This window comes from Nocardia sp. NPDC058480 (assembly GCF_042720495.1).
Classification (GTDB): Bacteria; Actinomycetota; Actinomycetes; order Mycobacteriales; family Mycobacteriaceae; genus Nocardia.
The window spans coordinates 974,895-988,553 of record NZ_JBHXMN010000001.1 but is presented as its reverse complement, the minus strand read 5'-3'; the positions used below and the strand labels follow the sequence as shown (position 1 = coordinate 988,553).

The 13,659-nt window shown below is 66.8% G+C and carries 15 protein-coding genes and 1 pseudogene; 6 read left to right on the top strand and 10 right to left on the bottom strand.

Annotated features, from left to right (window positions below; genetic code table 11):
• Positions 1–115: 115 nt before the first annotated feature.
• Both ACFWO8_RS04565 and ACFWO8_RS04560 read right to left on the bottom strand, forming a co-directional pair.
• Positions 116–1,144: an NADP-dependent oxidoreductase gene (locus ACFWO8_RS04565; RefSeq protein ID WP_378941886.1), complete on the bottom strand. Its 1,029-nt coding sequence runs from the start codon at positions 1,142–1,144 to the stop codon at positions 116–118.
• 223 nt (positions 1,145–1,367) lie between these two features.
• Entirely contained in the window at positions 1,368–2,450 is a 1,083-nt protein-coding gene (locus ACFWO8_RS04560; protein ID WP_378941879.1) for an AraC family transcriptional regulator ligand-binding domain-containing protein, read from the bottom strand.
• A gap of 143 nt (positions 2,451–2,593) precedes the next feature.
• Between ACFWO8_RS04560 and lpdA the strand changes: the two genes are divergently transcribed.
• From lpdA to ACFWO8_RS04545, 3 genes and pseudogenes are all read left to right on the top strand, one after another.
• Complete coding sequence (lpdA, locus tag ACFWO8_RS04555; RefSeq protein ID WP_378941873.1) at positions 2,594–3,997, top strand: dihydrolipoyl dehydrogenase; 1,404 nt, start codon at positions 2,594–2,596, stop codon at positions 3,995–3,997.
• Between the two features lie 290 nt (positions 3,998–4,287).
• Positions 4,288–4,782 carry a L,D-transpeptidase gene (locus ACFWO8_RS04550; RefSeq protein ID WP_378941868.1) on the top strand — a complete coding sequence of 165 codons (495 nt, stop codon included), beginning with the start codon at positions 4,288–4,290 and terminating at the stop codon, positions 4,780–4,782.
• Positions 4,783–4,918: 136 nt separating this feature from the next.
• Positions 4,919–5,341: pseudogene (locus ACFWO8_RS04545) on the top strand (polysaccharide deacetylase family protein); the annotation flags it as partial.
• Between the two features lies 1 nt (position 5,342).
• On the opposite strand, the gene ACFWO8_RS04540 reads toward ACFWO8_RS04545, so the two are convergent.
• Positions 5,343–5,741 carry a winged helix-turn-helix transcriptional regulator gene (locus ACFWO8_RS04540; protein WP_378941862.1) on the bottom strand — a complete coding sequence of 133 codons (399 nt, stop codon included), beginning with the start codon at positions 5,739–5,741 and terminating at the stop codon, positions 5,343–5,345.
• Between the two features lie 85 nt (positions 5,742–5,826).
• On the opposite strand from ACFWO8_RS04540, the gene ACFWO8_RS04535 reads away from it, so the two are divergent.
• A complete protein-coding gene (locus tag ACFWO8_RS04535) occupies positions 5,827–6,669 on the top strand; it encodes an NmrA family NAD(P)-binding protein (protein WP_378941855.1) in 843 nt (280 codons plus the stop codon).
• Positions 6,670–6,946: 277 nt separating this feature from the next.
• A complete protein-coding gene (locus tag ACFWO8_RS04530) occupies positions 6,947–7,270 on the top strand; it encodes a hypothetical protein (RefSeq protein ID WP_378943208.1) in 324 nt (107 codons plus the stop codon).
• Here the strand turns inward: ACFWO8_RS04530 and ACFWO8_RS04525 are convergent, their stop codons facing one another.
• Positions 7,271–7,648: a VOC family protein gene (locus tag ACFWO8_RS04525; protein WP_378941850.1), complete on the bottom strand. Its 378-nt coding sequence runs from the start codon at positions 7,646–7,648 to the stop codon at positions 7,271–7,273.
• A 92-nt stretch (positions 7,649–7,740) separates the two neighbouring features.
• Positions 7,741–8,286 carry a carboxymuconolactone decarboxylase family protein gene (locus tag ACFWO8_RS04520; RefSeq protein ID WP_378941842.1) on the bottom strand — a complete coding sequence of 182 codons (546 nt, stop codon included), beginning with the start codon at positions 8,284–8,286 and terminating at the stop codon, positions 7,741–7,743.
• A gap of 199 nt (positions 8,287–8,485) precedes the next feature.
• Between ACFWO8_RS04520 and ACFWO8_RS04515 the strand changes: the two genes are divergently transcribed.
• Positions 8,486–9,367 (top strand): NERD domain-containing protein, encoded by an 882-nt coding sequence (locus tag ACFWO8_RS04515; protein ID WP_378941839.1) that lies wholly within the window; start codon positions 8,486–8,488, stop codon positions 9,365–9,367.
• Here the strand turns inward: ACFWO8_RS04515 and ACFWO8_RS04510 are convergent, their stop codons facing one another.
• Genes ACFWO8_RS04510 through urtB form a run of 5 tightly spaced genes read right to left on the bottom strand, consistent with a single transcriptional unit; the run spans position 9,368 to position 13,601 of the window.
• Positions 9,368–10,117 (bottom strand): GntR family transcriptional regulator, encoded by a 750-nt coding sequence (locus ACFWO8_RS04510; protein WP_378941836.1) that lies wholly within the window; start codon positions 10,115–10,117, stop codon positions 9,368–9,370.
• Between the two features lie 14 nt (positions 10,118–10,131).
• The gene (gene urtE / locus ACFWO8_RS04505) at positions 10,132–10,824 is read right to left on the bottom strand and encodes an urea ABC transporter ATP-binding subunit UrtE (protein ID WP_378941831.1); all 693 of its coding nucleotides are present in this window, start codon (positions 10,822–10,824) and stop codon (positions 10,132–10,134) included.
• Positions 10,817–11,620 carry an urea ABC transporter ATP-binding protein UrtD gene (gene urtD / locus ACFWO8_RS04500; RefSeq protein ID WP_378941826.1) on the bottom strand — a complete coding sequence of 268 codons (804 nt, stop codon included), beginning with the start codon at positions 11,618–11,620 and terminating at the stop codon, positions 10,817–10,819. Before urtD ends, urtE begins: the two co-directional genes overlap by 8 nt.
• Positions 11,617–12,720, bottom strand: a complete 1,104-nt coding sequence (urtC, locus tag ACFWO8_RS04495; protein ID WP_378941819.1) for an urea ABC transporter permease subunit UrtC — start codon at positions 12,718–12,720, stop codon at positions 11,617–11,619. Before urtC ends, urtD begins: the two co-directional genes overlap by 4 nt.
• Complete coding sequence (urtB, locus tag ACFWO8_RS04490) at positions 12,717–13,601, bottom strand: urea ABC transporter permease subunit UrtB (protein ID WP_378941800.1); 885 nt, start codon at positions 13,599–13,601, stop codon at positions 12,717–12,719. The genes urtC and urtB overlap by 4 nt, the downstream gene beginning before the upstream one ends.
• Positions 13,602–13,659 lie beyond the last annotated feature (58 nt).

Sequence of the window (13,659 nt, the reverse complement as noted above, 5' to 3'; positions counted from 1 at the left end):
GGCGGCATCGCCCGAGAAGGAAAGACCACCAGGGCCTGGTGATCGACCGACCAGGAGAGGTCGGGCCCGCCGGACCGATCGAATCGGTGTGCGGCGGGCCCTTCGGCGGGGCGGTTCAGGCGAGGTGGACGAGCATTTTGCCGGTGTTGGCGCCGGTGAGGACGCCGAGGAAGGCGGCGGGGGCCTGGTCGAGGCCTTCGTAGACGGTTTCGGTGGTGTGGAGGGTGCCGTCGGCGAGCCAGCCCGCGGCCTTGCCGATGTATTCGCCGAAGATCGGGAAGTAGCTGGTCACCAGCATGCCGCGCAGGGTGATCTCCTTCGTCGCGGCGAGGTAGAGATCGGGGATCTGCTGGGCGGTGGCGCCGTTGTAGCCGCTGATCGCGCCGACCAGGGCGACACGACCGTGCTGGTTGAGTGACTCGATGGCGACTTTCAGGTGTTCGCCGCCGACGCTGTCGAGGTAGACATCGATGCCATCGGGTGCGGCGGCCGTGAGCTGACCACCGAGGTCGCCGGCACGGTAGTCGATCGCCGCGTCGAACCCGAATTCCTCGAGCAACTTCCGGGTCTTCACCGGACCACCGGCCGAGCCGATCACCCGCTTCGCGCCGAGCGCCTTGGCGATCTGCCCCGCCACGCTGCCGACCGCGCCCGCGGCAGCCGAGATGAACACGGTGTCGCCGGGCTTCACCTGGGCGACGTCGGTGAGTGCGGCATAGGCGGTGAGGCCGGTGGTACCGAGCACGCTCAGGAAGTGTTGCGGCGCGGCGAGTTCCGGATCGATCGGGGTTGCGGTGGCGGCATCGACGACGGCATGTTCGCGCCAGCCCGCGAAGTGCGAGACCGTCGCCCCGACCGCGATATCGGCTGAGCGGGAGGCGATCACCTCGCCGACCGCCGAACCATCCAGGGCCGCACCGAGTTCGAACGGTGCGATGTAGGACGCCTTGTCGTCCATCCGGCCGCGCATGTACGGATCGACCGACATCCAGGTATTGCGGACCAGGATCTGGCCCTCGGCGAGCTCCGGCAGGTCTCGCTCAACCAAGGCGAAATCGGTGCCGACCGGTGCGCCGTTCGGGCGGGCGGCGAGGTGGATCTCGCGGGTGAAGGTGGGCAGTGCGCGGGTGGCCGTGTTCGACATGATCGAGCCTTCTTTCGAGGTCAGCCGGTGTTTTGCTCCGGTGATGACAACGTTATGCGGCCCGATCGGGCCTTTCGAGGTCCTCGCGCGCCAGCACCCGGTCCGTTCACGCCACGTCTGGAACTTCGATGCCGCGGCGGCATAACCGAGATACGCACCCCTCCTGTCGGCGCACCTGACACCACCGCGCTGACGTCCCGGCCGGGCGACGATCCCGCCGTGCTCAGGGGGTTGGGTGGTCGGCGGGTGTCGACCCAGTCCAGCGGTGGAGGGCCTTTCGTAAGGCGCGGTCGTCGGTGAAAGCGAGGCGCCGGGCGATCACGCTTCTGGTGAGTCCCTGGTCCAGCAGGGTTTTCGCGCGTTCGTAGCGGAGCAGGTCGAGTTCGTCGCGCCAGGTGGTGCCGTGTTCGGCGAGGTGACGTTGCAGGGTGCGCTGGCTCATCGCCAGGGTTTTCGCGACTCGGGCCAGGGTGGGGTCGACGGCGTCGATGGCGTCGGCGAGGGCGAGGCGAAAAGCATCGAGGGGGCCCGCGATGGTGCGCGAGGAAGACAGAACCAGGCCGGCGTGGCTGCGCATCAGCTCGGCGAGCATCGGATCGGCGCGGGGGAGCGGGGCGTTGGCATCGTCGGCATGGAAGGTGATCGAGTCGGTAGCGGCGTCGAATTCGATGCTGTCCGTGCCGAATACGGCGACCAGGTCGGCGCGGTCGGTTGGTGCGCTGTGGCCGAAACTCACCCTGGTCGGAATGATCGGGCGGCCGGTCGCTTCGCGGGCCCGGCGCAGGTAGTAGGCCATCACGTACTCGTTGACCACCGACGCCACCGCGGGATCGCCCGCCGAAGTGCGGTAGCCGATGGTGAGATCGCCCTCGCCGGACAGGTCGAAACCTTCGGTCGCCGCGGTCACCAGGCGGTGGTACGGCTGCGCGGCACGCAGCGAATCCGTCAGTGTCGCACCGCCGGTCACCAGGTAGTCCCAGGTATTCAGCGCGCCGAGCGGTGCCGCGGCGGCCACCGCGGCACCCGCTCCCGCCGGGCGCGCATGCGCGATCAACTCCCACAGCCGCAGCAACGAACTCATCGGAATCCGGTTCAGCTCACCGCGCAACACCACCTCGTCGGTGCCGGGGATGCGGGTCAGCTGATCCTCGGCCGCGCCCGCTTGCCGGGCGGCCTGAACCAGCAGCCGCACCAGGTGTGTCGACACCGTGCCGTCGAGCCGACTGCCGATCCCCTGGCCATCGGCGGACGCGCCGTCGGTCAGCACGCTCTGGGCTGTTCGGCTGCTCACTGCCCCGCCGCTCACGGTCTCGACAGTACTGCTCGATCCGGTCGTGCGGCGATGCCGCGGCAAGAGCGGTCGGGGCGCGCACCGCCGGTCGAGGGCTCATCTCACCTATGTGGGGGACGGGTGGGTGAACTCCTCGAAACAGAGTTAGGCTCGGTGCCGTGACTTCCCACTACGATGTCGTCGTTCTCGGCGCTGGTCCCGGCGGATATGTCGCCGCGATCCGTGCCGCTCAACTCGGCCTGCGAACAGCGATTGTCGAGCAGAAATACTGGGGTGGCGTGTGCCTGAACGTGGGCTGCATCCCGTCCAAGGCACTGCTGCGCAACGCCGAGCTGGCCCATATCTTTCAGAAGGAAGCCAAGACCTTCGGCATCTCCGGTGAGGTCAGCTTCGACTTCGGTGCCGCCTTCGATCGCAGCCGCAAGGTGGCCGACGGTCGGGTCAAGGGCGTGCACTTCCTGATGAAGAAGAACAAGATCGACGAGTTCGACGGCCTCGGTACCTTCACCGGCCCGAACTCGATCGATGTCGCCCTCACCAAGGGTGGCAGCGAGACGGTCACGTTCGACAACGTCATCATCGCCACCGGCACCACCACCAAGCTGCTGCCGGGCACCCAGCTCTCCGACAACGTGGTCACCTACGAGGAGCAGATCCTCACCCGTGACCTACCCGGCTCGATCCTGATCGTCGGCGCGGGCGCGATCGGCATGGAGTTCGCCTACGTTCTCAAGAGCTACGGCGTCGACGTGCGGATCGTGGAGTTCCTCGACCGCGCGCTGCCCAACGAGGACGCCGACGTCTCCAAAGAGATCACCAAGCAGTACAAGAAGCTCGGCGTCACCATCACCACCGGTGCGGCCGTGCAGTCGATCGACGACGACGGCTCCAAGGTCACCGTCCAGATCAAGGACAACAAGTCCGGCGCGATCGAGACCGTCACGGTCGACAAGGTGCTGCAGGCTGTCGGCTTCGCGCCGCGGGTGCAGGGCTACGGCCTGGAGACCACCGGTGTCGCCCTCACCGACCGTGGCGCCATCGAGATCGACGACTACATGCGCACCAACGTGGCCCACATCTACGCGATCGGTGATGTCACCGCCAAGCTGCAGCTCGCCCACGTGGCGGAGGCGCAGGGCGTGGTCGCGGCCGAGACCATCGGCGGCGCCGAGACGATGACCCTCGGCGACTACCGGATGATGCCGCGCGCCACCTTCTGCCAGCCGCAGGTCGCCAGCTTCGGTCTCACCGAGCAGCAGGCCCGCGACGAGGGCTACGACGTGCAGGTCGCCACCTTCCCGTTCCAGGCCAACGGCAAGGCGCACGGCCTCGGCGACCCGACCGGTTTCGTGAAGCTGATCGCCGACGGCGCGCACGGCGAACTCCTCGGCGGGCACCTGATCGGCCCCGATGTGTCCGAGCTGCTGCCGGAACTGACGCTGGCGCAGAAGTGGGACCTCACGGTGAACGAGGTGGCCCGCAATGTGCACACGCACCCGACGCTGAGCGAAGCGGTGCAGGAAGCGATCCACGGCCTCGCGGGGCACATGATCAACTTCTGACATTTCAGTCGACAGGGCCGGGTGCGCGAATCGCGTGCCCGGCCCTTTTGTTTCTATTTGGTCTTTTTCTGGGCGTTGATTTGGTGAATCGAAGCCCGTAACCGATGATCTCTGTAGCTCTTTCGTTCGCTTGTTAGTCGCAACACCTGATCTTGTGCGTACATGGGTAACTCGCCGGGCACGCCCACAAGCTGACTCCATAGTGACCGCCCAGCCCGGCACCGCGCTGTCGTCGTACCTAACGACCGGCAGAAGGCGCGGCGAGGCGGACAGAGAGGGTACGAAACTCGATGAGCATTCTCGGTTGGACAGCACGTTTCGCGGCGGTCGCCGCGGCCGCTGTGGCCGGACTCGGCATGGTGACACCGGCCGTAGCCGAACCTCTTTTCCCCGGTGGGCCGGATATTCCCGGTATTACCTCCATTGTTCCCACCGCATCACCGTGCCCGGTTGTCGAAGCCAGGGTGTGCATGCGGCTGTCGACGAACGAGGCGTGGCTGGTCGACAATGGCCGGGTGATCTTCGGACCAACGCCGATCTCGCACGGCATGGCCGGATTCGAAACCCCGCCCGCGGTGACCAGGGTTTCCTTCAAGCGGGAATTCCACTGGAGCACGATGCACAATGCGCCGATGCGCTGGGCCACCTTCTTCAACGGCGACATGGCATTCCACGTGGGACCGGTCGATTCGAAATCGCACGGCTGTGTGCGGATGACCGAAGACGGCGCCCACCGCTTCTTCGACTACCTGAACCCAGGCGACATCACCCAGGTGATCGTCTAGAACAACCGAAGAACGCACGAACATGGGTAACTCACCGGGTACGGGCTAACCCTGCCCGGTGACTATCCGCCGCCCGCCGCGCTAACCGCCACGCACCTTGGTCTGGCTTGAATACGCGGAGTGGCGGGACAGCGCGGCGATCGTGGGAGCGGGCCACGAGATCGGGAATCATTCGTATTCACACCGGCGCATGGTGCTGGTCTCCGGTGACACCGTGCGCGAGGAGATCGAACGGACCGACAGCGAGATCCGCCGCGCCGGCTATCCCGGACCGATCAGTTTCCGCCCGCCCTACGGCAAGAAGCTGTGGACGCTGCCGCACTATCTCGCCGACCACGATCGCACCACGGTGACCTGGGATGTCGAGCCCGATTCCGCAGGTGGCGCGTCGCGCGGAGCCATCGTCGCCGACACCCTCGCCGAGACCCGGCCGGGCTCGATCATCTTGCTCCACGTCATGCACGGGGCCGAGTCCATTACCGCGGTGCCCGAGATCGTCGACACATTGCGTGCGCAGGGCTACCGATTCGTCACGGTCTCCGAGCTGCTCGCGCGTTGAGCTAGTCCTGGCCGATGGTCCCGGCGCGGTGGTAGCTGTCCTGTGCCGCGCGGACGGTGTCCATATTCGATTCCAGGACGACGATCAGTGACCGCAGATGGTCGGCGACCTCCGTGCCCAGCGCGGTGAGGGTGTATTCGACGCGGGGTGGGATCGCTTCGAGCACCTCGCGATGGACCATGCCGTCGCGTTCCAGCGCCTGCAGGGTTTGCGAGAGCATGCGCTCGCTCACGCCGTCGACCCGGCGGCGCAGGGCGCTGAAGCGGACCGGGCCGTCGCGCAGCGCGACCATGGCCAGCACTCCCCACCGCCCGGCGATGTTCTGCAGGACCGGGCGGGAGGTGCAATTGCGCGCGAAGACGTCGGCTTCCAGCGTGGGGTCGTGGTCCGTCTCGGGCATGCGTCCATCATACCCACTTGACGCAAGTGCCCACTGAAGGCATAGTGCTTACTAATAGTTAGTACTTGTAGCACTGGAGGTAACAATGACCGTGGCAGTGACAGCAGCAGGCGGACAGCTCGGCCGGTTGGTCGTGGAGGCTCTACTCGCCGCAGGGGAGCGGCCGGTCGCGATCGTGCGCGATCCGGGCAAGGTGGCCGATCTCGCCGCGCGAGGTGCCGACGTGCGGCAGGCGTCCTACGACGATCCGGCCGCCCTTGATGCCGCACTGGTGGGTGTGAACCGGGTGCTGCTGATCTCGGGCAATGAATTCGGGTCTCGAATTGCCCAGCACACCAATGTCATTCGTGCCGCCGAGCGCGCCGGTGTCGAACTGCTGGCCTACACCAGCATTCCCCGCGCCGAGAGCAATTCGATGCTGCTCGCCGCCGACCATCGGGGCACAGAAGAGGTGCTGGCGACCGCCTCGGTACCGACGGTGCTGCTGCGCAACAGCTGGTACTGGGAGAACTACGGCGGCGCCGTCGCGAACGCGGCACAGTCGGGCGTCCTGCACGGCGCGATGGCCACGGGCCGCGTCTCCGGCGCGGCGCGGGCCGACTACGCCGAGGCCGCCGCGCGCGTGCTCACCGGCGAGGGTCACGAGGGACGCGTCTACGAACTGGGCGGTGACGAGGCGCTGACCGGCACGGATCTGGCGGCCGCGGTCGCCGAGGCGAAGGGTGTCACGGTCCACTACGAAAACCACACCCAAGACGACTACGCGGCAGCCCTACGCGCCGCGGGCCTCGAGGATCAGTACGCCGCCGTCCTCGCCGACGCCGACGCCCGCATCGGCGAGGGCTTGCTCGAGGTGAACACCGGCGACCTGACCAAACTCCTCGGCCGCCCGGCAACCTCGGCGGCCACCGTCTTCGCCCGCCAGTAATCCGGGTACCGCGTCGGCCCGATTACACGGGCCGGCGCAGTGTGCGGCGATTGCCCGGCTTTCGCCCGAACGACGACTGTCTCCGTCCTGATGACGAAACCTCCACGGGTAATCACCGGGCACGGGCAGACTTCCTGCCGCCCGCCGCCCGCCGCCCACGATCGCCCTGGATCCTGGCCAGAAGCCCCAGGGGGGCGGTCCTGCTACCGTCGGGACTGTGGCTGATCAAACTCCCCGTCGACGTGCGCACTCCTGGTTGAGTGGGCTGCTGTTCCTGATGGGCACCTTGCACTTCGTAGCGCCGAAGCCGTTCGACAAGATCGTGCCGCCGCAGCTGCCCGGCAATCCGCGGACCTACACGTATGCGTCCGGGGTTGCCGAGCTGGGCGTGGCGACGGCGCTGGCGGTGCCGCGCACCCGCAAGCTCGGCGGCTGGCTGGCCGCGGCCCTGTTCATCGGTGTCTTCCCGGCCAATATCCAGATGACCGTGGATGTGGTCGGTAATCCGAAGGCGCCCAAGGCTTTCAAGGCCGGGGTGCTGGCGCGATTGCCGTTGCAGATCCCGATGATCGTGGCGGCGTTGCGGGTCGCGCGCCGCTGATCACACCCACTGCACGAGCTGGATGACGACCCCGTTGGGGTCGGTCATCTGGAAGTAGCGCTCGCCCCACTCCTCGGTTTCGATCGGCGTCTCGATCGGGACGCCCTCGGCGCGCAGCCGGTCGTATTCACGGTCGATCTCGTCGACGACGAAGACGATCAGCAGACCGTCACCCGCGCTGCCCGCGATGCGGGCGGGTTTGAACGAGCCGAGGCCGGTGCGCAGGTAGATCACATCCATGCCCGCGTCGGCCCGTGTCAGCGCGACGAAGCCGTCGGCGGCCATCTTCTCGGCGAAGCCGAGGTGGTCGATCAGGAACTGGGCCGAGGCCTGCGGGTCGGTGACGTTGAGCGAGATGGCTGAAGCGGTGATCTGCATGGGTTCTCCTCGGTGACGATGAACTCCGTACGTTGTACGCCTTTACTGTGGGAGATCCCGCGACCCCTCGCCATATGACCTGGGTCACACCATCAGAACTTGTCGCGCTCGATCCGCAGGGTCGTGATGGTCGACGCCAGACCTTCGTACTGGTTGATCAGCAGCACGATCTCGATCAGTACCCGCTCGTCGTAGTGCTCGGCCAGGTCGGCCCACGCCGCGTCGTCCACATTCCGGGTGGTCACCAGCTGATCGACGACATTCAGCAAGGCCCGCTGCCGAGGTGTCCAGCCCTCGGCCTCGGGACCTGCGGCAACCCGCTCGATCTCGACGGCCGACAGTCCTGCCTTGCGCCCCAACCGGCGATGATGATCGGCCTCGTAGTCGCACGCACGCAGCTGCGCGACGCGCAGGATCACCAGTTCGGCCTCGGCGCGCGGCAACTTGCCACCCGGCATCAGCTTGCCGGAGAAATGCAGCCAGCCGCGAAAGAGCCCGCCCGTGCGGCCGAGGGTGCTGAAAAGATGTGCGTCATCGGTGCCCGACGCGCGGGAAAGTACTTGCCAGACAGCCCAGTTGATCGGGCCGAGTTCGCCGAACCGTCCCGGCGAAACGCGTGGTCGGGGCGCTGAATCCATCTCTGGTCCACCTGTCTTCTCGAACATCGTCGGCCAGGATCGGAGCGTACTCGCCAGTATCCACTCGGGGGGCCAGTCCTGTATTCGTGCCGGTTTTCTTTGGTTTCCAGTGGTTTTCAGAACAGTTGCGCGTCATGATCGGTGAGTACCGCAGCGCGCAGCGGCGGTGTGAGGTCGCAGCAGTAGGGGAACATCGCACATGCTGGTTCGGATCAGACCGGGTGCCGAGCTCACCGGCGCCGAGCGCGAGCTCGTGGATTGCCTGCGCGCCTATCCGAGTACGGGGCTCGCGCTGGTCGATTGCCGGGTGGGTGACCGGCGCCTGGGCGCGGTGATCGTGACGCCGCGCGGCATCACGGTGCTCGAGGTGAAGGGCTTCCGGCGGCGGCAGAGCGGGCTGCTCACCACCACCGCCGACGGTGCGTGGATGATCAGCGACAGTCCGCTGGATTTAGACGCCGAGCCGTCGAACGGTCTCACCGATCGGGTCGAGCACGGGGTGCACGCGGTGCGGGTCGCGCAGGAACAGGCGTTGCAGGACAGCAGACACGTGTCCGGCGCGGTGGTGCTCGTGCCGTATCGCGGGGTGGTCGTCCGGCCCGCGCGTACTGCGCTGCGGCCGGGTCTCGATGTGCTGGTCGCCAACAGCGTTGACGCGCATGAACTGCGGGTATACCTCGAAGGGTTCTCGGCGGGGCCGCGCGAATGGACGATCGATCGGGTGCTCAACACCTGCGCGACGCTCGGGGTCGCGCAGGTGCCCTCGCGCGCCGAGCTGGCCGAGGAGGGTTTCGCGAGTAATAAGCCCGCGCCGACGCCGGTGGTGCCGCAGGTGCGCAAGTTCAGCGAGCCCGTCCCGCCCGCCGATCCGTCGCGCCGGGGAAAGTTCGTCGGCATCGCGCTGTTCGCCGCCGCACTGCTCGGCATCCTCGTCGTCTTCGTGGTGGTCGGCGCGGCGCTGTGGCAGGACTCGCCCGATCCGCGCCCGATGTCGGACACTTCGCAGACCTCGACGACCCGTGCGCCGACCTCGGCGACTCCGCGCAAGACAGAGTGCTGGCCGTTCCAGCAGGACTGTTGATCAATCCCGCACGGCGCGACCGAGTTTGGTGAAGGCGATCGCCTGTTCGGCCCGCACCCGAACGTGGGCGCGGGAGGATTCGATGTGGACGGTGAGGGTGTGCAGTGCCTGTTCGTCGTCGCCGGCCAGCACCTGTTCGGCGATCGTGATGTGATCGGCCGTCATGGCCGCGACCCGTTCGGCGGTGGGCACATCCATGGTGCGCACCGGGCGAACTCGCAGGTAGACGGCTGCCAATGCCTCGGCGAGGGCGGAATTACCTGCCGCCCTGAGTAGTTCGGTGTGGAACCGCTCATCGGCGGCGACCAGCTCAGGTCCGGGTTCCGGTGGGGTGTCGCGGTATTCGAGCCAGCGGGCCAGCTCGCCGCGCACGGTGGGTAGGTCGTGCTCGGTCGGGATGTGTACCTGTACGGAACCACCGGCGGCGATGCGCTGAAAACCACGGGATTCCAGCACGATTCGCAATTCGTAGAGCTCGTCGAGTTCGTTCAGGCGTGGCCGGTACAGGTAGAGCCCGTCGGGATGGCGCTGCACGAGCCCGTCGGCCTGGAGCCGGGCCAGCGCCTCGCGCACCGGGGTGCGCGAGACGCCGTAGCGCTGAGCCAGTCGTTCGGCGCGCAGCCGTTCGGTCGGTGCCAGTTCCCCGGTGGCGAGGTCGTGGCGGAGTTCGTCGTAGACGCGCGCGGCCAGCGGTACCCGCCGCCTACCTGCGGCGGGACGTGCGTCCTCGCCCGATCCCCGCCCGGCCATCCGCGTCGCTGCGATCAGATCGCCATCGCCGCGCGGACCGCGGATTCCGCACCTGCCCCGCCTGCCCCGGCCGAGCCGAGATGCCCTGAGTGCAGCACGTAGTACTGCTGTGCCGCCTGCAGTGCGAAGCCGATGTGCTGCTCCACCAGCAGCACGCTCAAACCGCCGCGTTGCGTCAATTCGATGATGGTGCGCTCGATTTCGGCGACTACCGACGGCTGGATGCCCTCGGTCGGTTCGTCGAGGATGAGCAGCTTCGGCTCGGTGATCAGTGCCCGCGCGATGGCCAGCTGCTGACGTTGCCCGCCCGAGAGCAGGCCCGCCTTGCGGGTGAGCAGCTCACGCAGCGCGGGGAACAGGTCGAGGGATTCGTCGATCAGCGCCTTGCCCCGTTTACGCCCGTCCGCGACCACCTGCAGGTTCTCGGCGGTGGTCAGCTGCCCGAAGCTCTGCTGACCCTGCGGCACGTAGCCGATACCGCGTTTGACCCGTTGCGAGGGTGAGAGTTTGGTGATCTTCTCGCCGTCGAAGGTGATGGTCCCCGACTTGGTTGGCAGCAGACCGACAGCGGCGCGCAGCAGCGTGGTCTTGCCCGCGCCGTTGTGGCCCATGATGGCGACGACGCTGTCGTCGGGCACGGTCATGCTGACGCCGTGGATGACCTCCGTGCGCCCGTACCCGGAACGGATGTCGTGAAGTTCAAGCATCGGCCGACTCCTTGTCTGTCGCAGTCAGATTCGCGGTGCCGAGGTAGACCTCCTGCACCTTCGGGTCGGCCTGCACCTGTTCGACGCTGCCCTCGCTGAGCACCTTGCCGCCCGCGAGCACGGTGACCGAGCTGGCGAAGGACCGCATGAAGTCCATGTCGTGCTCGACGACGATCACCACCCGGTCACCACCGATGCGGCGCAACAGGTTTCCGGTCTCCTCGCGCTCCTCGGCACTCATGCCTGCCACGGGCTCGTCGAGCAGCAGCACCGACGCGTTCTGCACGAGCAGCATGCCGATCTCGAGCCACTGCTTCTGCCCGTGCGCGAGTACCCCGGCGGGCTTGTCGCGCAGCGCGGTGAGACCCGTTGTCTCCAAAGCCTCTTCGATGCTCGGCAGCACCGACTTGCGGGTGCGCAGCAGCGACCATGCCGAACGACCGGCGCCCGCGGCGATATCCAGGTTCTGCAACACCGTGAGCTGCTCGAACACACTGGCGGTCTGGAAGGTCCGCCCGATGCCGAGGCGCGCGATCTGGTGCACCTTCTTGCCGAGTAGTTCGGTGCCCGACTTCTGCGCCGAACCGGTAGCCGGGACGAGGCCGGTGATGGCGTCGATCAGTGTGGTCTTGCCCGCGCCGTTCGGGCCGATCAGAAACCGCAGGTCACCCTGCAGCACCGTGAGATCGACATCGGTGACCGCCTTGAAACCATCGAAACTGACCGAGAGACCACGGATTTCGAGGTAGTCGCTGTCCATGCCGGCGTTGCCGCCCGCTTTGGGTTCGTGTGTCATCGCGCTTGCACCTTCTCCTCGGTGACGACGGCGGCGGGTTCTTCCGGTGCGGGTGGCAGCTTCTTGCGACTGTCGAGCCAGCCCTTGAGCATCGGCCACAGCCCGGCCAGACCGGCGGGGATGAACCCGACGACCACGATGAACAGCACGCCCTGCATGTAGGTCCAACCCGACGGGAACGACTCCGACAGCGAGGTCTGCGCCCAGGCCACCCCGATCGCACCGAGGATCGGTCCGAGCAGCGTGGTGCGGCCACCGATGGCGACGCCGATCAGGAAGGCGATCGACGGGATGACGCCGATATCGGCGGGGGAGATGATGCCGACGATCGGGGTGAACAGCGCACCGGCGATACCGGCCAGGAAGGCCGCCACCACATAGGCGACGATCTTGATATTGGCCGGGTCGTAGCCGAGGAAGCGCACGCGCTCCTCCGCGTCACGCACCGCGACCAGCAGTTCGCCGTAGCGGCTGCGATTGAGCTGACGGATCAGCGCCACCACCACGAGCAGCGTGCCCGCGGCGATGAAGAACAGCATCTGCCGGTTGACGGGGTCCGAGAGCCGGAATCCGAAGAAGGAGCGGAAGTCCGACAGACCGGTGAAGCCACCGATGGCCTGCTGACCGGTGAGCAGGATCGCCAGCGCCGCGGCCAGCGCCTGGCTCAGGATGGCGAAGTAGGCGCCGCGCACCCGGCGCTTGAACACGCCGTAACCGAGCACGGCGGCGACCAGCGCGGGCAGCACCAGGATGCCGAGAATGGCGACCGGCGCGGAACTGAACGGCTGCCAGAAGCCGGGAAGTTCGCTGATGCCCGAGATCTCCATGAACTCGGGGACGTCGTTGCCGAGGCGGGCGGCGTCGGCGAGTTGCAGGTGCATGGCCATGATGTAGGCGCCGATGCCGAAGAACACGCCCTGACCCAGGGTGAGCATTCCGCCACGGCCCCAAGCCAATCCGATACCGGCCGCCACAATGGCGAAGCAGAGGAACTTGGCGAGCAGGTTGAGGCGGAAGTCGCTCAGCACCGCTGGTGCGACGGCGAACAGCAGGATGGCCGCAATGGCGAACCCGGCAAGGGGTGTAAGCCGATCTCTCATGCCAGGCTCCTCGTCCGCACGGTGAACAGGCCCTGCGGGCGGACCTGCAGGAAGATGACGATCAGCACGAACACGATCACCTTCGCGATGGACGCGGTGGTGGAGTATTCGATGAACGAGTTGAGCAGGCCGAGCGCGAACGCCGCGATCACCGTGCCCTTGATCTGGCCGAGGCCACCGATCACGACCACCAGGAACGCGTCGATCAGATAGCTCTGACCGATGGTGGGGCTCGTCGAACCGATCAGGGTGAGCGCCACACCGGCCACGCCGGCGAGCCCGGAGCCGATGAAGAACGTGCTGATATCGGTGAATCTGCTGGAGATGCCGCTGGTTTCGGCAAGCCCGCGGTTCTGCACGACGGCGCGAATCCGTCGGCCCATCGGCGTGGTCTTGAGCACGGCGGCCAGGGTGGTCACCGCGACGATCGCCAGCACGAGGATGAAGATGCGGGTCTTCGGCACGACCGCGCCCGCGATAGTGATTCCGCCACTGAGCCATTCGGGCACCAGCACGTTCTTGGCGGGTGCGCCGAAGATGTCACGCGCGGCCTGCTGCAGCACGAGCCCGACACCGAAGGTGACAAGCAGCGTGTCCAGTGGCCGGTCGTACATGTAGCGGATCAGCCCCATTTCCAGGGCGGCGCCGAGCAGGCCGCCGATGAGGAAGCCCATCAGCAGGGACACGACCAGCGAAACTCCGGCCGACGAGAAGATTTGTTGCACAACATAAGTGGTGTAGCAACCGGCCATGATGAATTCGCCGTGCGCCATATTGATGACGCCCATCTGACCGAAGGTCAGTGACAGGCCGAGCGCGGCGAGCAGAAGAATGGATCCCAGACTCAACCCGGTGAAGAGCTGACTGATCAGCACGTCCATTGCAGTGGACTCCTTGAAAATGGGGCGATGTGGGACGCACGAGCCGCGCGTCCCACAT